At 67.7% G+C, this 18,661-nt stretch carries 17 protein-coding genes; 12 read left to right on the top strand and 5 right to left on the bottom strand.

Annotated elements, in window-relative coordinates; all coding sequences use genetic code 11:
- Window positions 1-109 precede the first annotated feature (109 nt).
- The 3 genes from KZ498_RS05035 to KZ498_RS05025 form a co-directional block, all read right to left on the bottom strand.
- The gene (locus tag KZ498_RS05035) at window positions 110-1,759 is read right to left on the bottom strand and encodes a tryptophan--tRNA ligase (RefSeq protein ID WP_312617309.1); all 1,650 of its coding nucleotides are present in this window, start codon (window positions 1,757-1,759) and stop codon (window positions 110-112) included.
- Between the two features lie 133 nt (window positions 1,760-1,892).
- On the bottom strand, window positions 1,893-2,900 hold the full coding sequence (endA, locus tag KZ498_RS05030) for a tRNA-intron lyase (protein ID WP_312617307.1): 1,008 nt from the start codon (window positions 2,898-2,900) through the stop codon (window positions 1,893-1,895).
- 231 nt (window positions 2,901-3,131) lie between these two features.
- Entirely contained in the window at window positions 3,132-3,854 is a 723-nt protein-coding gene (locus tag KZ498_RS05025; RefSeq protein ID WP_312617306.1) for an endonuclease NucS domain-containing protein, read from the bottom strand.
- Window positions 3,855-4,011: 157 nt separating this feature from the next.
- On the opposite strand from KZ498_RS05025, the gene KZ498_RS05020 reads away from it, so the two are divergent.
- Window positions 4,012-4,665 carry an HAD family phosphatase gene (locus tag KZ498_RS05020; RefSeq protein WP_312617304.1) on the top strand — a complete coding sequence of 218 codons (654 nt, stop codon included), beginning with the start codon at window positions 4,012-4,014 and terminating at the stop codon, window positions 4,663-4,665.
- A 72-nt stretch (window positions 4,666-4,737) separates the two neighbouring features.
- Here the strand turns inward: KZ498_RS05020 and KZ498_RS05015 are convergent, their stop codons facing one another.
- Together KZ498_RS05015 and KZ498_RS05010 are read right to left on the bottom strand one after the other, a co-directional pair.
- A complete protein-coding gene (locus tag KZ498_RS05015; protein ID WP_312617302.1) occupies window positions 4,738-4,977 on the bottom strand; it encodes a hypothetical protein in 240 nt (79 codons plus the stop codon).
- A 204-nt stretch (window positions 4,978-5,181) separates the two neighbouring features.
- The gene (locus KZ498_RS05010; protein ID WP_312617378.1) at window positions 5,182-7,551 is read right to left on the bottom strand and encodes a DEAD/DEAH box helicase; all 2,370 of its coding nucleotides are present in this window, start codon (window positions 7,549-7,551) and stop codon (window positions 5,182-5,184) included.
- A 183-nt stretch (window positions 7,552-7,734) separates the two neighbouring features.
- Between KZ498_RS05010 and KZ498_RS05005 the strand changes: the two genes are divergently transcribed.
- From KZ498_RS05005 to KZ498_RS04955, 11 genes are all read left to right on the top strand, one after another.
- On the top strand, window positions 7,735-8,616 hold the full coding sequence (locus KZ498_RS05005; protein ID WP_312617301.1) for an NmrA/HSCARG family protein: 882 nt from the start codon (window positions 7,735-7,737) through the stop codon (window positions 8,614-8,616).
- 71 nt (window positions 8,617-8,687) lie between these two features.
- Window positions 8,688-9,659, top strand: coding sequence for a lipoyl synthase (gene lipA / locus KZ498_RS05000; RefSeq protein ID WP_312617299.1), 972 nt, complete (start codon window positions 8,688-8,690; stop codon window positions 9,657-9,659).
- A 173-nt stretch (window positions 9,660-9,832) separates the two neighbouring features.
- Window positions 9,833-10,939, top strand: a complete 1,107-nt coding sequence (pdhA, locus tag KZ498_RS04995; RefSeq protein WP_312617297.1) for a pyruvate dehydrogenase (acetyl-transferring) E1 component subunit alpha — start codon at window positions 9,833-9,835, stop codon at window positions 10,937-10,939.
- Entirely contained in the window at window positions 10,936-11,934 is a 999-nt protein-coding gene (locus KZ498_RS04990; RefSeq protein WP_312617295.1) for an alpha-ketoacid dehydrogenase subunit beta, read from the top strand. The genes pdhA and KZ498_RS04990 overlap by 4 nt, the downstream gene beginning before the upstream one ends.
- A gap of 3 nt (window positions 11,935-11,937) precedes the next feature.
- Window positions 11,938-13,590, top strand: a complete 1,653-nt coding sequence (locus KZ498_RS04985) for a dihydrolipoamide acetyltransferase family protein (RefSeq protein ID WP_312617294.1) — start codon at window positions 11,938-11,940, stop codon at window positions 13,588-13,590.
- A 121-nt stretch (window positions 13,591-13,711) separates the two neighbouring features.
- Window positions 13,712-15,130 (top strand): dihydrolipoyl dehydrogenase, encoded by a 1,419-nt coding sequence (gene lpdA, locus KZ498_RS04980; protein WP_312617292.1) that lies wholly within the window; start codon window positions 13,712-13,714, stop codon window positions 15,128-15,130.
- A 159-nt stretch (window positions 15,131-15,289) separates the two neighbouring features.
- Window positions 15,290-15,919 carry a hypothetical protein gene (locus KZ498_RS04975; RefSeq protein WP_312617290.1) on the top strand — a complete coding sequence of 210 codons (630 nt, stop codon included), beginning with the start codon at window positions 15,290-15,292 and terminating at the stop codon, window positions 15,917-15,919.
- A gap of 98 nt (window positions 15,920-16,017) precedes the next feature.
- Window positions 16,018-16,857, top strand: a complete 840-nt coding sequence (locus tag KZ498_RS04970; RefSeq protein ID WP_312617288.1) for an aldo/keto reductase — start codon at window positions 16,018-16,020, stop codon at window positions 16,855-16,857.
- 75 nt (window positions 16,858-16,932) lie between these two features.
- Window positions 16,933-17,748 (top strand): prephenate dehydratase, encoded by an 816-nt coding sequence (gene pheA / locus KZ498_RS04965; RefSeq protein ID WP_312617286.1) that lies wholly within the window; start codon window positions 16,933-16,935, stop codon window positions 17,746-17,748.
- Window positions 17,749-17,791: 43 nt separating this feature from the next.
- Window positions 17,792-18,199, top strand: coding sequence for an Hsp20/alpha crystallin family protein (locus tag KZ498_RS04960; protein ID WP_312617285.1), 408 nt, complete (start codon window positions 17,792-17,794; stop codon window positions 18,197-18,199).
- A gap of 2 nt (window positions 18,200-18,201) precedes the next feature.
- Complete coding sequence (locus KZ498_RS04955; protein WP_312617284.1) at window positions 18,202-18,654, top strand: peroxiredoxin; 453 nt, start codon at window positions 18,202-18,204, stop codon at window positions 18,652-18,654.
- Window positions 18,655-18,661: the final 7 nt, after the last annotated feature.

The following is an 18,661-nucleotide window of genomic DNA, read 5'->3' as shown; positions in this document are numbered from 1 at the left end:
CGACGCCTGGGTGGGATTCGGGTGCCATATCTGAGCGGTTGTGACTGGCAAACATAAACGTTGTGCGTGTGCCCGTCTCGACACGAAACGGACTGTGTCGACCCGGCGCTCAGTCCGCGCCCGAGCGCTTGCGGTCGGAGTCGAGGTCGATGTCGAGCTCGTCGAGCTTGTCCTCCCATTCGGCGCGTTTCTCCTGGTGGTCCTCGAGGAACTCCGCCATCAGTTCGGCGGCCTGCTCCTTGCAGCCGCCACAGAGGCGCTCGCCGCCGACGCACTCGTCGTACACCTCCTTGGCGAACTCGTCGTCGTCGCCCGACAGCAGATAGGCGTACAGTTCATACACCGGGCACTCGTCGGCTTTCCCACCCTTCTCGCGCTGTTCCTCGGCGGTGGCCCGTCCGCCGGTGGTCGCCGACTGCACCTTGTCGTAGCCGTCATCCGGGTCGTCCAGCAGCGAGATGTGCGAGGCCGGGATGGAGGAGGACATCTTGCCGCCAGTGAGGCCGGTCATGAACCGGTGGTAGATAGACGACGGCGGCTGGAAGCCGTAGCCGCCGTTGTCGAGTTCGACCTGGCGGGCCAGTTCCTCGGCCTCGGCGTGGTCCAGGTCGAACGTATCGATGTGTTCGTCGTAGACGCGCTTCTCCCCGTCGACGGCCTCGATGAGCGCCTCGAAGGCCCCGTCGGTGGCATTTCGGTCGAGGAAGCGGACCCGCGGCCGGAGCGGTTCCTTCCCCGCCTCGTCGAGTTTGGTGACGACGGACTGGCGGGCGTCTGCAGGAGCCGGCTGCTGGTCGCGCAGCCAGTCGGCGGCCTCGCCACAGCGGGGCCGGTCGGCGTCTTCAGCGTACCCGTCGCGGGCGTCGTAGGCCTGCCGGAGCAGCGTTCGCTCGATGGCGTCGGCCTCGAAGCTGGCGAAGGCCTCGGTCACACCGAAATAGCGCATCCGGGAAGCGAGGTCTCGCGCGAGTCGCATGTGTGGGTCCTGGTCCGGTCCGACGGGGATGACCGTCGGCTTCGGCCCGTCGAGTTGCGGGTAGAGAATGTCGGCCATCTGGGTGACGACCGACTGCATATGCGAGACGTCCGTCTCGCCGTCGAAGTCGTAGATGGCCTGCAGTTCCGAGAAGTTCGCCTCCGCGCCGAGTTCGAAGGCGAGGTCCTGCACCTCGCGGTTGTCGGACTGGCGGTAGAGCATTCCGTCCTCGGGGTCGAAGCCCAGCGCCAGCAGCGAGAGGACGTAGTCCGTCGCGTGCTCGTCGATCTCGTCCCAGGAGAGGCCGCGGGCGCTGTGGGCTTCGAGGTCCGCGATGAGCGCGTGCGCGTCCCCGCCCTGCTGTTGGTGCCAGATGATCTCGTCGAAGACGAGCTTGTGGCCGATGTGGGGGTCGCCGGTCGGCATGAATCCCGACAGCGCGGCGAAGGGGTCGTCGTTGCGCATCGCCTCGGCGACCGGTCGGTAGTCCCGGTGGCCGAAGATGACGCCCCGGCGCATCAGGTAGTGAGGGTTTGGGACCTCGGGTAGCACCTCGTCGAACGCCTCGATGCCGAACTGCTCGAACAGCTTGCGGTAGTCGGCGATCGTCGAGGAGCCCCACGGGTCGAGCGTCGCCTCGTCGGCCCCCTCGGCCTCAGTGCCGCCGTCCGGTCGGACCGGGTCGCCGCCGGAAGCCGGGTCGGACTCCCGCCACTCTCCGCCCGACTGGCGGCGGTCCTCGTCGGGCGATGCGTCGTCGTGGTGGGAGTCGTCCGTTGTCATGGATGTGGTCGGCTCGCGGTGAGCCACGTTACAGGTGCTTTGGTTCCGGTCGGCGCAAAAAGGGTTCGTTTCCGTGCGCTGTCCGGACCAGCGGGGAGACACCCACAGTCCGGTACCGCAACGCTCGACCGACTCAGGGCGTCAACCGCTCGACGGCTACCCACTCGATATCGTCGCCGCCGTCTGCCGTGAGCGCGAACACCATCGTCTTTCGGACGCCGTGGGCCAGGCGCACGTCAAGCGCGAGGTCCCGCGGCTCGAAGCGGTGGTCGGCCGGCAGCACTCGAACCAGTAGCTCCGAGTGCCCGAGGTTCTCGGCGCTCTCGACGGCGGCGTAGGTCCGGAAGTCAGCGCCGAACTTGAAGCCGGTCTTCGGAGCGACGCCGCTGGCTCGCAAATCTGTGTAGACGGCCAGCCGGCGGACGAACCGGTCGCCCTCGACCTCGCGGCCCCGGTCGACGACGGCCTCGGCCCCACCCTCCACCGTGAGCAGCTCCTCCCCTGCGAGATACGCGGCCTCCACGAGCGAGAGCTGGACCGCGCCGTCGTCGCCGAGCTGCTGCCCGTAGAACGCCTGGTTGTACAGCTCCGCCGGCGGCTCCCAGCACACCACCCGCTCGGCGAGCAGTTCGCCCTCCGTCGCCGGGACGACGGCGTCGCTGGTCCCCGCGACGTCGCGCCGGGCGGTGTCGAGATAGGTGACTTCGCTCTCCTCGTCGACGACCGCCAGGACACACTCGCCCAAGTCGGTGGCCGCAACCGTATCGCGCTCGCCGATGACCCGGACGCGGTAGGCCACGTCGTTGTCCCACGGCCCCTTGCCGCGGGGGTAGACCACGAAGTCCGCGCCGACGGCGTCGTCGACCCACCCCTCGCGGGCCGGCGTGAGGTAGAAGCCGCGGTCACGGAGGTCTTTGTAGACGGCGAAATCGACCTCGGAGACGGCCGCCGACCTCAGGAACGCGCGGAAGTCCATCCCGTCGATGCTCTCTACGTCCCCGCGGTAGAGGAGGTGTGCGGCCTCCACCGGGGCCAGGTCGATGTCGCCGTTGCGGACCTGGCCGTAGCCACGCGAGTCATAGAACCGCTCGCGCGCCTCGTAGCCGGCCCGCACGACATCACCGTCGAGCGTCAGTTCCATGGTCTGACGTGGCTCCCCCGACGACAAAGCCCCTGCGGGTCTGGTCTAGTAGAGCAGTAGTATCGAGTCCAGCGGCTACAACTGTGGAGAGCCAGAAAGGGGCCCCACTATCGGCAAATCCCAGCAAAGTAAGCACGCGAAGCGCGCGCAGCGAGCCGCGGGAGCTGATAACGCGGGGGCTTTCTGGCTGTTCCAAACTGTATGTTCAAAGCCGAGAGCAGTCTTGGAAACTCACCCCAGTTCCGAGCAGGTAGAGTCCAGGCAACGCGTGCCGCCAGCAGTTTCAAACAGCGGCAGGCCGCAGTCGCAGTCGCCGACGACGACGCCGGACGGCATCGAGAAGCCGGTGTCGCAGTCGGGGTAGTGCTCACAGCCGGCGAGCAGGCCACCGCGGCGGAGAATCAACAGGTCGCCGTCGCAGTCCGGGCAGTCCCACTCGCGGTCGAAGGCCGCAGTCACAGCGTCGTCGAGGGAGTCACAGTCCCGGTCGAGACACAGCTCGAAGGCCCGCCCGCGTTCCACCCGCAGCGTTGGGAGTCCGCAGTCCCCGCAGCAGCCGCCGGTGACCGCGGCGTCGCTCGGAATCCCGTAGGCGGCGTCACAGCCGGTGCAGGTGACCTCGCTCCGGGCGCGGACCAGCGTCCCGGCGCAGTCGGGGCAGTCACGCACCGGAACGCCAGCGTTCGAGGCCGGATAGCGGGCGCTGCCGTGTTCCTCGTGGGTGACCACGCGGAGGAGTTCGTCGCCGTCGCGGGCGGTCACCGCCCCGTCGTCGATGGTGACGCTCTCGGCGCGCGTGAGCCACGCGACCGGCTGATACCCCGCGGCGTCGTGGACGAGGACAGTGTTGTCGGGCTTGACGACGACGAGTACGTCGCCGCGCTGTTCCCGCTCGCGTGTCCCCTCGAAAACAGTCGTACACTCGCCGGCTATCACACGGGTTGCGTCGTGCATGGGCCGGCCTGGCCGCGTTCCGGTACTTAAACCCACGTCAGAGTCACAGACGCGGTGTGTGTCGTGTGCTGACGCCCACCGCTGGCTGGGCGGAGATCCAAACGGGGCGCTGCCGGAGTCGCAACAGCCAAAGCCGTCGCCGAGCGACAGCAAGGCAATGAGCGAACCACCCGCGGTCTGTTTCGACATGGACGGTGTGCTCGTCCAGTCAGAGGGACACTGGGTCCGCGCCCAGCGCGAGGACATTCTCCCGACAGCCGCACCGAACGACGACATCCCCGTCGCCGCGATTACCGGCCGGAACTACCGGGAAGTCTATCCGGACCTGGACGCCGAGTACAATCTCGAAATCACCCGCGAAGCGTTCGAGGGGCTGTTCGAGGAGCACGGCGAGCGGATTTACGGCGAAGAGGCGACCTTGCTGGAGGGGGCGCACGAACTGCTGGACGAGCTCCGGGACGCCGGCGTCGCGCTGGCGCTGACGACGTCCGCGCCGTGGGCCTGGATCGACGTGGTCGACGAGCGCTTCGACCTCCTCTCGAAGTTCGACGCCGCCGTCAGCGCCGGTGACATCGACGGCCCCGGAAAACCGGAACCCGATATCTACGAGCGTGGGGCGGCGGAACTGGGAGTCGCGCCCGAGGACTGCTGGGCCGTCGAGGACTCCACCGCGGGCGCGCGCGCCGCCGTCGCCGCCGGGATGACGACCGTCGGGTTCCGCGGGGACGGCGACGAGACGGACCTGTCGATGGTCCATGCGGTCGCAGACGACGCCGAAACGCTACGTGAGGTGCTGTTAGGCGGTGTGTAACAGTCGACCGTAGTGTCTTCGGAAACGAGAAATCGGAACGCTGCGTGCCAGTGTGGAGGGCGACCGGCCAGGTCAGGCGGGGTCACCGTATCCTCGGCCCGCGAGGAGGCCGAAGACGTTGAGGGCAACGACACCCACGAAGATGAGGAAGCTCCCGCTGTCCAGTCCGCCCAGCAGCAGCGGCGGGTATGCCAGCGGCGTGACGATAGCAAGCCAGAACGCGATGAACTGCAGGGGACGAGTGAGTGACTGAAGGGCAACACTGCTGGGGGCGGCTTCCATCGGGGAACGGAAGGGCGATGCACTGGACATTGGGGGCTTCCTCAGTTCCTCGTTAGAACCTATACCCCAATATAAACGCCAGACCCTTGGGGAGAATTCGTGTTCTTTTCGGAACGTTAATTGGATTTCAGCACTTTTCAGGGATATTTCACGGGCCGGTGTAACGCTTCCAGAAGCCGTTATAAATTTTATCGCGGTTTCTGAGCGTGTTTCAGAGAAACTGTAAACCGCCAGTCACCGGACGAGTACGGACCGGGTTTCGGTAACTGTCGGAAGCGGCAGCGCGGGGAACGCCACCTCGACAGTGAACGTGAGTTCGTCCGCGTCCGCGCCGAAGACGGCCACCGGAAGCGTGGCCTCGCCGAGGTACGACGGCTTGGCGGTCATCTCGCGCCCGTTGACCGTGACCCGCAGGCCGGCGCGGGCGCTCCCGCCGGTGTTCTCGACTGAGACCTCCCGCATATCGTTGTCGCCGGGCGCAATCGTCTCGGGGAAATCGCCCCAGTCGATGGCGATGACGGGGAGCGCCCGCGCGTTCGCCAGCACCTGCTCGGCGACCCCCTCGGAGAGCCCGGCACGGACGAGGCCGTCTTCGCCGGCTTCGACCACGTCGGCGGGCGAAGACAGGCCCGCAGCGGCGAGTTTGCCCGCGCGGCCGCTGGCGACGCCGTCGATTGCCGTCAGTCCCACCGCGTCGGCGCTGATACCGTGTTCGACGCGGGCCTCGACCCGACAGGCCAGGTTCGCGTAGCGGGCCGGGCCGAGCGTGTCGACGAACTCCCGCATCGCCGCCAGCAGGCGGAGGGCGTTCTGGCGGATGACCCACGCGTCGCTTTTCAGTTCCGTCGGCGTCGTCCCGGTCATACCCGAGCGGAGGATTGCCAGCACCTTCCGCTGGCCGGCGTCGAGGCTGTCGTCGACATCGCTGCCGAGCACTGCGTGGACGGCGTCCTCCTCGTCGGAGCGGGCGCTGACGCTGTCGAACTCGGTCGCGCCGGCCACCGCGGTCAGCAGGTCGTCGGCGTCGACGGTGACTCCGGAGTCGGGGTCGGCGGCGTCCTCACAGCGCTCGGCGACGTCCGCGAACCGGCGCGCGGTCGACAGTCGGAGGTAGAACTTCGACGCCAGCTGGCCCAGCCGCGTCGGTTCGACGTCGAGGCCGTCCTGCTCGACGAACCCCTCGGAGACGAGCGCGGAGAGCGTGTCGCTGACACGGTTACGGAGGTCGCTGCCGGCGTCGTACTCGCCGGGTGCCGACTGCGAGCGGGCGTAGTAGAAGGTCGTCGCGAGCCAGTCCATCACGTCGTCCACGTCGTCGATGGTCCCCAGCGCGATCTCGGCGTTCAGGTGGGCGTCGAGTTCAGCCGCGAGTCTGGACTCGATCTCCTTGCCGTCCCTGAGCAGGCGGCGGTACTTGTCGGCGTCCGCACGGTCACAGACGATCCAGGCGTAGCCCATGTCGTCGTAGCCGGGCCGGCCTGCGCGGCCGAGCATCTGGAGCACGTCGAGCGGGCTCATGTCGACCTCGCCTTCGAGCGGGTCGTGCAGTTTGGTGTCGCGGATGACGACACAGCGGGCGGGGAGGTTCACGCCCCAGGCCAGCGTCGACGTCGAGAAGAGCAGTTGAATCTTCCCCTCCTTGAACCACTGCTCGACGCGGTTCTTGTCCTCGCGCGCGAGGCCGGCGTGATGGAAGCCGACGCCGTCCAGCACAGACTGGCGGAGCGTGTCGTTTTGCAGTTCGGAGGCGTCAGTATGGAAATCGTAGTCCCCGCGTGCGCCCATGGGAACGTCGCGCTCGGTGATCTCGTCGCGGGCCTTCTTCGCCGCCTGTACGGTGTCCTGGCGCGAGGAGACGAACACGAGCGCCTGCCCCTCCTCCCGGATATGTGGCTCGGCGAGGTCCAGCGCCCGGTAGAGCCGGCGGTACTTGTCGGCGAAGGCGTTCTCGCCGTGCGAGTACGTCTTCACGTCGGCGTTCAGCGGCACCGGCCGATACTCCTCGCCGAAGGCGAACGTGGTCTCGTCGGGGGCGTCGAGCCAGTCGGCCACGTCCGCGATGTTCGGCATCGTCGCCGACAGCGCCACCACGCGCGGGTCACACAGCCGGCGGAGCCGCGAGACGGTGACTTCCAGCACCGCACCCCGGCGGTCCGAATCCAGCAGATGGACCTCGTCGATGACACAGCAGTCCACGTCCGTGATGAAGGAGTAGCGGCTCGTCTCGTGTTTTCGCGTGGCCGAATCGGTCTTTTCGGGCGTCATCACGAGGATGTCGGCCCGCTCGGCGCGACGGGGATTCAGGTCCCGCTCGCCGGTGACCACGTAGACGGAGTAGCCCAGGTCCTCGAACCGTTCCCACTCGCTTTCCTTCTCGTTGGTGAGCGCACGCAGCGGCGCGAGAAAGAGCGCGGTCCCGCCCTCGGCGAGGGTCTTGCAGATGGCCAGCTCCGCCAGCGCGGTCTTCCCGCTGGCCGTCGGCGCGCTGACGACGACGTTGTCGTCGCGGTTCAGCAGGGCCGGCAGGGCCACCGACTGCATCCGATTGAACTCCTCGAAGGGGAAGGCGTCGGCAAAGTCGGGGAGCACCTCCGCGACCGCCACAGTCGGCTCACTGTCGGTTCGGGATGGCACGTCACAGTCGCAGTTCCGCGACGGCAAAGGCGTTTCTATGGGCGCGTCTGCGGTGGGACGAGCCCGACAGTGTCGGTCAGCAGTCCCTCACACAGCCGTGCTAGCACGGCTACCTGCTAGTTTATCTATATCTCCGTTGTATATCCATACGTTATGAGAAACATACTCGTCACCGGCGCAACCGGCACTCAGGGCGGCGCAGTCGTCGACTACCTCCTCGCTGACAGCGAACAGTGGGAGATCTACGGCCTGACACGCGACGCCACGAGCGACGCTGCCGAGGCCCTCGAAGCCCGCGGCGTCACCGTCGTGGAAGGCGACATGACCGACGCCGACCGGATGCAGGAACTGGTAGACGGTATGGACGCTGTTTACAGCGTCACGACGTTCATGGAGCACGGAACCGACGTCGAGGTCGAACAGGGCGTCACGCTGGCGGAAGCCGCGGCCGACGCCGGCGTCGACCACTTCGTCTACAGCTCCGTCGGCAGCGCAGACGCCGACACCGGCCTGCCGCACTTCGAGTCCAAGTGGGCCGTCGAACAGCGAATCGAGGAACTCGGGCTTCCCGCGACAGTGGTCCGCCCGGTGTTCTTCATGCAGAACTTCGCGTACATGATGCGCGAGGACATCATGGACGGCCAGCTAGTGATGCCCCTGAACGAGGGCGTCTCCCTGGCTGTCGTCGATGCGACCGATATCGGCCAGACCGTCGTGGCCGCGCTCTCCGACCCCGAGGCGTTCCTCGGTGAGGTCGTCACGCTGGCCGGCGACGACCTGACAGTGGAGAAGTTCGCCGCGGCGTTCGGCGACCAGTTGGGCCACGAGGTCGAACCGGTCCACGCCGACGTCGAGGACTACCGCGAGATGGCCGGCGACGAAATGGCCGACATGTTCCAGTGGTTCAACGACGTGGGCTACGACATCGATATCCCCGCCCTCGCGGAGTGGGGCATCGAGACGACATCGTTCGAGGCGTACCTCGCCGACAGCGAAATGTGGCAGCCGACGGCGGCGGCCGCTGGCGCGCAGTAGGACGTCGCTGTCTGGGGTCGGGCGCGTTTCACGTTACGGCTGAATTTCTCGTGGCTGCAATCGCATGGGGGATGAACCCAACTACTTTTGAGCGGAGCCACCAAGGACAGACAATGAGTCGTTCGCGAAAGCCCGACTGGCTGAAGATGCGACCACCGTCGGGCGAGCGGTTCACCGACATCAAGCAGACGCTCCGGGACCGGGACCTCAACACGGTCTGTGAGGAGGCCAACTGCCCCAACCTCGGGGAGTGCTGGAGCGGGCGCGACGGACCGGGGACGGCCACGTTCATGCTGCTTGGCGACCGCTGTTCACGGGGCTGTAACTTCTGTGACGTGGAGACGGGCGGGATGGAGCCACTGGACCCCGACGAGCCACAGCAGGTGGCCGACGCCGTCGCGGAGATCGGGCTGGACTACGTCGTACTGACCAGCGTCGACCGCGACGACCTGCCCGACCAGGGCGCGGGCCACTTCGCCGAGACGATCCGCGCCATCAAGGAACGGGACCCGTCGATTCTGGTGGAATGTCTCATCCCGGATTTCCAGGGTGAGCCGGAGCTCGTCGGGAAGATAATCGACGCCGACCCGGACGTCATCGCCCACAACATCGAGACAGTCGACCGCCTCCAGTGGCCGGTGCGGGACCGCCGGGCCGGCTACGAGCAGTCCCTCTCGGTGCTCCGGCAGGTCGACCGCGAGAGCGACTGCTACAGCAAGACCAGCCTGATGCTCGGCGTCGGCGAGTACGCCCACGAGGTGTACCAGACGCTGTCTGACCTCCGGCAGGTCGGCGTCGACGTGGTGACCTTCGGTCAGTACCTCCAGCCTTCCCGGTCGCATCTGGAGGTCTCGGAGTACGTCCATCCCGACGCCTTCGACACCTGGCAGCGGGTCGCCGAGGCGGAGTTCGACTTCCTGTACTGCGCTTCGGGACCGATGGTCCGGTCGTCGTACCGCGCCGGCGAACTGTTCGTCGAGAGCGTCCTGCGCGAGGGCCAAAGCGTGGACGAGGCGCGGGCCGCGGTCCGTGCAGACAACTGATACATCCGAGTTATCACGGCGGTATGGCTCGGAGCCGGGTTCGGTTCAGCTCCCCCTGAACAGTTGAGGCTGTCTGTAATACCTACATAGGCAGGACTTCGCAGCGCCGCGAAAGCTCTAAGCGTAGCGCGAGTGAACAGTTGTCGTATGCCACTTCGAGGGAGGCGGTTTCTATGAGTGTCCTCCAGCGCGACCCCACGGACCGGGTGCAGATTCTCGACGAGGACGGGACGGTGGTCGACGGCGCGACGGTCCCGGACCTCTCGGACGACGACCTGGTGGAGATGTACCGCAACCTCAAGCTCGGCCGCCACTTCGACCAGCGGGCGGTGAGCCTGCAACGGCAGGGCCGGATGGGGACCTACCCGCCCATGTCGGGGCAGGAGGCGTCCCAGGTGGGCAGCGCCTTCGCCCTGCAGGACGGCGACTGGATGTTTCCAAGCTACCGCGAACACATAGCCCTGTCCGTGCGAGGGTGGGACCTGGCGAACGACCTGCTGTACTGGATGGGGTCCGAGCGTGGCAACTCGCCGCCGGCGGACGTACAGGTGTTCTCGCTTGCGGTCCCGATTGCGACACAGATTCCGCACGCGACCGGGGCTGCGTGGGCCTCGAAACTCAGAGGCGACGACACCGCCGTCCTCGTGTACTTCGGGGACGGCGCGACCTCCGAAGGGGACTTCCACGAGGGGTTGAACTTCGCGGGCGTGTTCGACGTGCCCGCCGTGTTTTTCTGTAACAACAACCAGTGGGCGATTTCGGTCCCGCGGGAGCGCCAGACGGCCAGCGAGACGCTCGCCCAGAAGGCCAACGCCTACGGCTTCGACGGCGTCCAGGTCGACGGCATGGACCCGCTGGCGGTGTATCAGGTGACCCGCGAGGCCGTCGAGAAGGCACACGACCCGCCCGAGGATGGGCTTCGGCCGACGATGATAGAGGCGGTGCAGTACCGCTTTGGCGCGCACACGACCGCCGACGACCCGTCGGTGTACCGCGAGGACAGCGAGGTCGAGCGCTGGAAGCAGAAAGACCCCATCCCGCGGATGGAGGCGTTTCTCAGGGACCGGGGGCTGCTCGACGGCGAGCGCATCGACGCCATCGACGAGTCGATACGGGCGGAGGTCGCGGCGGCCATCGACACCGCGGAGGCGACCGAGCGGCCAAGGCCCGAGGAGATGTTCGCGGACGTGTACGCGGAGATGCCACAGCGGCTCGAACAGCAACTGGACTACCTCGAAGGGCTGCGGGAGCGACACGGCGACGAGGTGCTACTGGAATGAGTACACAAGACGCGAGTACACAGAGTCTGACGCTCGTACAGGCCGTGCGTGACGGCCTCTACGGTGAGATGGAACGGAACGAGGACGTGGTCGTGATGGGCGAGGACGTCGGGAAGAACGGCGGCGTCTTCCGGGCGACACAGGGCCTCCACGAGGAGTTCGGTGGCGACCGGGTCATCGACACGCCGCTCGCGGAGTCCGGCATCGTCGGGACGGCGATCGGTATGGCCGCCTACGGGCTCCGACCGGTGCCGGAGATACAGTTCTCCGGGTTCATGTACCCCGCGTTCGACCAGATCGTCAGCCACGCCGCCCGCCTCCGCACGCGAAGCCGCGGGCGGTACAACTGCCCGCTCACCGTCCGAGCGCCGTACGGCGGCGGCATCCGCGCGCCGGAACACCACTCCGAGTCCAAGGAGGCGTTCTACGTCCACGAGGCGGGGCTGAAGGTGGTGGTGCCGTCGACGCCGAAGGAGACGAAGGGGCTGCTGACGGCGGCCATCCGGGACCCCGATCCCGTCATCTTCCTCGAACCGAAGCTCATCTACCGGTCGTTCCGCGAGGAGGTCCCCGACGACCCCTACACGGTGGAACTGGGGGAGGCAACGGTCCGCCGCGAGGGAACGGACGTCTCCGTGTTCACCTGGGGCGCGATGACCCGACCGACGATGGAGGCCGCCGAGGACCTGGCCGAGGAGGGCGTCGACGCCGAGGTGGTCGACCTGCGGACGCTGTCGCCGATGGACACCGACGCCATCGTCGAGTCGTTCAAGAAGACCGGGCGGGCGGCCGTCGTCCACGAAGCGCCCAAGACCGGCGGGCTGGCCGGCGAGATAATCGCCACTATCCAGGAGGAGGTCCTGCTGTACCAGGAGGCCCCCGTCACGCGGGTGACGGGCTTCGACGTGCCCTACCCGCTGTACGCGCTGGAGGACTACTACCTCCCCGAACCCGCCCGCATCAAAGACGGTATCAGAGAGGCAGTCGAGTTCTGACGCATGTTCGAGTTCAAGCTCCCGGACCTCGGGGAAGGGGTCGCCGAGGGCGAGGTGCTGACCTGGCACGTCTCGCCGGGCGACGCCGTCACCGAGGACCAGGTCCTCGCGGAGGTGGAGACCGACAAGGCCGCCGTCGACGTGCCGTCGCCGGTCGACGGCGTCGTGCAGGAACTGCACGCCGAGGTCGGCGAGATGGTCCAGACCGGCGAGGTGCTCATCACCATCGCCGAGGCGGGCGACGCCGACGCCGCGGAAGGAGACGGACCGGAAGTGGCCGGGAAGCAAGCCGACGACGCCGTGACCGAAACCACAGCGGGCGACGACCCGCAACAGGCGGGCGTGAGTACGGCCGACGGCCGCGTGTTTGCCGCGCCGAGTGTCCGCCGGCTGGCCCGCGAGAAGGGCGTCGACATCGCGGCCATCGACGGGAGCGGGCCGGGCGGCCGCGTCACCGAGGCGGACGTCGAGGCGGCTACGGCGGAAGTCGGCGGGACGGGCGACGACGATGGTCCCACGTCGGTCGTCTCGACGGTGTCCGATGACGACCCCACGTCGGTCGTGTCGAAGGTGTCCGACGACGGGGGCGACGAGACGGCTGTCAAGTCGGCCGTCAGAAGCGTCTCCGGAGACGGACAGCGGACGGACCGGCGCGACCAGACGCTGGCGACGCCGGCGACCAGAAACGTCGCCCGCGAACTCGACGTGGACATCGACGCCGTCCCGACCGACCAGACGCGGGACGGCCAGCCCTACGTCGACGAGGGGGCGGTCCGAGCGTACGCGGAAACACAGCAGGCCGCGCAGGCGGCCGACACCGAGGCCGTCAGCGCCGAGGGTGGCACGGCGAGCGCAGCGGCGTCCGGGGCAGGCGGCGCCGGGGCCGACACGGCGGCCGTGGAGACAGGTGCGGGCGAGCGCCGCGAGCCCTACCGCGGCGTCCGTCGGTCAATCGGCGAGCAGATGGCCCGCTCACGCCGGGAGGTTCCCCACGCCACCCACCACGACCGGGTCGTCGTCTCCGGGCTCGTCGAGGCCCGCGAGCGGCTCGAACCGCTCGCCGAGGAGCGCGGTGTCGACCTGACGTACACGCCCTTCGTCGTGAAATGCGTCGCCGCGGCGCTGGACCAGCACCCGGTGCTCAACACGGCCCTGGACACCGAAAACGAGGAAGTCGTCTACAGGGACGCCCACAACATCGGCGTGGCGACGGCGACCGACCACGGGCTGGTCGTCCCGGTCGTCGACGACGTGGACGGGAAGGGGCTGCTGGCACTCGCCGGCGAGATAAACGACCTCGTGGGGCGGGCTCGCAGCCGCGACATCGAGCGGTCGGAGATGCAGGGCGGGACCTTCACCGTCACGAACTTCGGGGCCATCGGCGGCGAGTACGCCAGCCCGATCATCAACGTCCCCGAGACGGCGATTCTCGGTATCGGGGCGCTGAAGGAGCGACCGGTCGTGGAGAGCGAGGCGCAAGGCGCCTCGGGGACTGCGAGCGGTACCACCGCGAGCACCGGCGAAGTCGTCGCCCGACCGACGCTCCCGCTGTCGCTGGCTATCGACCACCGCGTCATCGACGGCGCCGACGCGGCCCGCTTCGTCAACACGCTCAAGGAGTATCTGGCGGACCCGACGCGGCTCCTGTTGGAGTAGCCTCGGTGGGTCTGGCCTGACCGCCCCGGTCATCGGCTACTACCTGTACCGGCGCCGGGGGCGAGGCGCGACGGCGGGGTGAAGGGCGATACCTTATCACCGGTCCGGCCGAGAAGTCGCTATGGTCGTCGGAGATGTCACTACGGGAACCGAACTGCTTGTTATCGGCGGCGGTCCGGGCGGCTACGTCGCCGCAATCCGGGGCGCACAACTGGGACTGGACACGACGCTCGTCGAGCGGGACGCCTACGGCGGGACCTGCCTGAACCACGGCTGCATTCCCTCGAAAGCCCTCATCTCGGCCTCGGACGTGGCCCACGACGCCCGACAGGCCGAATCGATGGGCGTGTTCGCGGACCCGGCCGTCGACATGGCCGGGATGACCGAGTGGAAAGACGGCGTCGTCACGCGGCTGACACGGGGCGTCGAGTCGCTGTGTAAGAGCGCCGGCGTCAATCTGGTGGAAGGGACCGCCGAGTTCGTCGACGACGGGACGGTCCGGGTCGCCCACGGCGGCGAGGGGCAGGGCTCGGAGTCGCTGTCGTTCGAACACGCCGTCGTCGCGACGGGGAGCCGACCGATGGCGGTCCCGGGCTTCGAGTTCGACGGCGAGCACGTCCTCTCCTCGAAGGACGCGCTGGCGCTTGCGTCGGTCCCCGAGAAGCTCGTCGTCGTCGGCGCGGGCTACATCGGGATGGAACTGTCGACGGTGTTTGCGAAACTGGGCGCGGAGGTCACGGTCGTCGAGATGCTCGACGACGTGTTGCCCGGGTACGAGGACGATATCGCGGCGGTCGTCCGCGACCGGGCCGAAGAGCTGGGAATCGACTTCAACTTCGGCGAGGCGGCCGACGACTGGGAGCAGACGGACGAGGGCATCCGCGTCCAGACCCTCGACGCCGACGACGAGGTCATCGAGTACAACGCCGAGAAGTGCCTGATAGCGGTCGGCCGCGAGCCGGTCACGGACACGCTCGCGCTGGAAAACGTCGCCCTCCAGACGGACGAGGACGGATTCGTGGCAACCGACGACCAGTGTCGAACGGCGGCCGAGTCGGTGTTCGCCGTCGGGGACGTGGCCGGCGAGCCGATGCTGGCCCACAAGGCGATGGCCGAAGGCAAGGTCGCCGCCGAAGCCGCCGCCGGCGAGCCGGCCGCGTTCGACCACCAGGCGATCCCCGCCGCGGTGTTTACCGACCCCGAGATCGCCACCGTCGGCATGACCGAATCCGAGGCCGAGGCGGCGGGCTTTGACCCGGTCACCGGACAGATGCCGATGCGGGCCAACGGCCGCGCGCTCACCGTCGACGAGAAGGAGGGGTTCGTCCGCGTCGTCGCCGCTGCCGACGGGGAGTTCCTGCTCGGCGCACAGATCGTCGGCCCGGAGGCGTCGGAGCTCATCGCCGAACTCGGGCTGGGAATCGAGATGGGCGCACAGCTAGAGGACATCGCCGGGACGATTCATACGCACCCGACGCTCTCCGAGGCAGTCCACGAGGCGGCCGCGGCTGCACGCGGCGAGGCGATTCACACGCGCTGAGACCGCTGCCCGAGCGGTTCGTGTGCCGTGACCGGAGTGATATTCCCCGATAATGTGACACCGGGATGGATCTACCTGACAGACACACTGAGTCTTGCACCGTGCAAAAGGGTTATATCGCGGATTGAGTAAACTCCCGGTAGATAGGAACCGGTAAATATGTCTACTGATTCACAGCCCGACGACACCATCGCCCAGGCGATCATCTCAGGGTCGACCTACGAGCGACTCCGCTACGAACGCCATTCGTATCTCAGACAGACCGTTCCACGGACGCTTGCGCTCCAGAGCGCCCTGCTCGGCGCGCTGGCACTGTTGTTACCGATCTACGGTCTGTATCCGGACAGCACCGCGGCGTTTCTCCCGTCGGTCAATCCCGCTGTCGCCTCGCCGAAGGTGCTGTTGCTCGGGCTGTTCGGCGGGGTGCTGGAACTTTTCGGTGCGACGTTGCTCGTCGGGTCAGTCCTCTACCGGGTCCGGCTCGCCCCGCTGACCGAACGGCAGGCCCACGCGGCGCTCAACGCTGAGGACTTCGCGCGGTACGTCGGCCTCGGGACCGGCGGCCTGGCGATCGGCATCTCGCTTTGCCTGTTCGCTGTGGGGCTGGGCGGCGGCGAGATGGTGTCGTCGTACATCGCGGCGATGGGTCGGAACCCGTTCGTCGACTCCGGGTTCGGCGTGTCGGTCGCGAGCGTCTCGCTGTTTGCCTTCGCCGCCAGCGTCGCGGTCTATTACTCCTCGCGATATCTCTTCGTTTACCTCGCGCTGTTCCACCTCAGCGACGATTGAGCGGGCGAGACGAGGGCTCGGAAACGGCAGAGACACCTTCGGTGGTAACGACTTGGACAGACCTGGCTGTTTTCAGGCGTGGCGACGACCGTGTTTGTATGGTCGCAAACGAGAGTGACACGTTCGATATCGGCGGCGAACAGACGGTCCACCGGCTCGGCTTCGGCGCGATGCGGCTCACCGGGCAGGACATCATCGGCGAACCGGACGACGAGGAGCACGCCCGCGCCGTGCTGGAACGGGCGGTCGACCTCGGCGTCGAGTTCATCGACACGGCTGACTCCTACGGGCCTGGCGTCTCCGAGCGGCTCATCGGCGAAGCGCTCGACACCGAGCGCGAGGACCTCGTCATCGCGACGAAGGGCGGCCTGCTCCGCAACACCGACGCCGACTGGCTGGCCCACGGCGACCCCGACTACCTGCGCAACGCACAGCTTTGCTCGCGGGACCGGTTGCGGATGGACCCCATCGACCTGTACCAGTACCACCGGCCCGACCCCGACACGCCGTTCGAGGACTCGATACACGCACTCGCCGAGATGAAAGACGAGGGGCTCGTTCGCCACGTCGGCGTCTCGAACGTCTCCGTCGAGCAACTGGACCGCGCCCGCGACGTCGTCGACATCGCGACGGTCCAGAACCAGTACAACGTCGCCCACCGCGACGACGAGGACGTGCTGGAAGCCTGCGAGAACTACGGCATCGGTTTCATCCCGTGGTTCCCGCTGGGCGCCGGGGACCTCGGCGACGTCGACGGCATCGAGGAGATAGCCGGGCGCCACGACGCCACGCCCTACCAGATCGCGCTGGCGTGGCTACTTGGTCACTCGGACGTGACGCTGCCGATTCCCGGCACCAGCAGCCTCGACCACCTCGAACAGAACGTCGCCGCCGGCGCTATCGACCTCACCGACGAGGAACTGGCCCGGTTGTCCTGAACGGCGGCTGACTGCACCGACACAGCGCCCGCCGATGACCACGGTTCTTTTGGTTCCCAGCGGAGTAGCCCGGGTATGACCACTGTCACGCTGGGTCCCGAAGGGACCTACTCCCACCGCGCCGCACAGGCAGTCACCGACGACGAGATATCCTTCTCCGAGTCGGTGACCGCCATCGTCGAGGCCGTCGCGGACGGCGAGGCCGAACGCGGCGTCGTCCCCGTCGAGAACAGCATCGAGGGCTCCGTCACCGAGTCGCTCGACGCCTTCGCGGAGTACGACGTCGCCGTCGTCGACGAGATTATCACGCCGATCCGCCACGCCCTGCTCGCACAGGACGAGTCGTTCTCGCTGGTGGCCAGCCACGCCCAGGCGCTGGCCCAGTGTCGCGGCTGGCTCGACGAGCACTACCCCGGCGTCGACGTAGAGGCCGTCGCGTCGACGGCCCGCGGCGTCGAACGCGCCCGCGGCGATTCGGACATCGCCGCCATCGGTCACCCTGAGAACGCGACCAACGGGACGGAACTGAAGGTCCTCGCCGAGGACATCCAGGACCGGTCCTCGAACGCCACGCGGTTCCTCGTCGTCGCCCCGAAGAGCGAGCGCAGCGAGGCCGGCAGCAAGACCTCCTTCATCGTCTATCCCGACGTCGACTACCCCGGCCTGCTGCTGGAACTGCTGGAACCCTTTGCCGACCGCGACATCAACCTCACCCGCGTCGAGTCCCGACCCAGCGGCGAGCGGCTGGGGGACTACGTCTTCCACATCGACATCTCGGCCGGCCTCTACGAGCGGCGCACACAGGAGGCGCTTGCCGACATCGAGGACATCGCGGAGAAGGGGTGGGTCCGGCGGCTCGGGTCGTACGACTCGCGGACGGTCGTGAACTGAGACGCTTCTAAGCGTTAAGTCCCGGGCCCGCGTACCCCCACGTATGTCCGACCGCGATCCGTTCAGCGAGATCGAGCGCGCGTTCGATATGCTGGGAGAACAGTTCGGCGTGGACATGGGCTCCGTCCCGGTCGACGTCGTCGACGAGGACGACGCCTTCGTCGTCCACGCGGACCTGCCCGGCTACGACAGCGAGGACATCGACGTCCAGCTCGTCGAGGAGCGCGAGCTCACCATCAGCGCCACGGCGAGCCAGGAGCAGGAGTCCAGCGACGGCCAGTACGTCCAGCGCGAGCGCCGCCAGCAGTCGATGAGCCGGTCGGTCCGCCTCCCCGAGGCCGTCGACGAGGAGGGGACCACCGCGAGCTACGACAACGGCGTCCTCACGGTGCGTCTGGCGAAGGTCGTACACAGCGAGGACGACGACGGAACGGACATCCCCGTGAACTGACGATGGTGCTCGAACCCGGCACGGACGTGCCGACGATCAGAGCGACGAACCAGCACGGCGACGCGGTCCGGCCGGCGTTCGAGGAGCCGACGGTGCTGTACTTCTATCCGGCCGACGACACGCCGGGCTGTACGACGGAAGCGAACCAGTTCGAGGAGTACGCACAGCGGTTCGCGGACGCCGGGGTCGAGCTGTACGGCGTCTCGACGGACGGCGTCGAGAGCCACCGCGAGTTCGCCGCGGCGAACGACATCAGCTTCGACCTGCTGGCCGACCCCGAGGGGCGGCTGTGTGAGGCCTTCGACGTGCCGCTCGTCGACGGCCGGAGCCAGCGGACGACCTACATACTCACACGGGAGCGCGTCGTCGCCGTCTACGAACGGGTCGGCCCCGACGGCCACGCGGCGAACGTCTTCGAGGACCTCGTCGACACCGGGTTGGTCAGCGCCGAGTAGCCCTCAG

Source organism: Haloarcula sp. 1CSR25-25 (assembly GCF_032027985.1).
GTDB lineage: Archaea > Halobacteriota > Halobacteria > Halobacteriales > Haloarculaceae > Haloarcula.
Note: the sequence above shows the minus strand (reverse complement) of the source record. Positions and strands in the feature narration are given on the sequence as shown.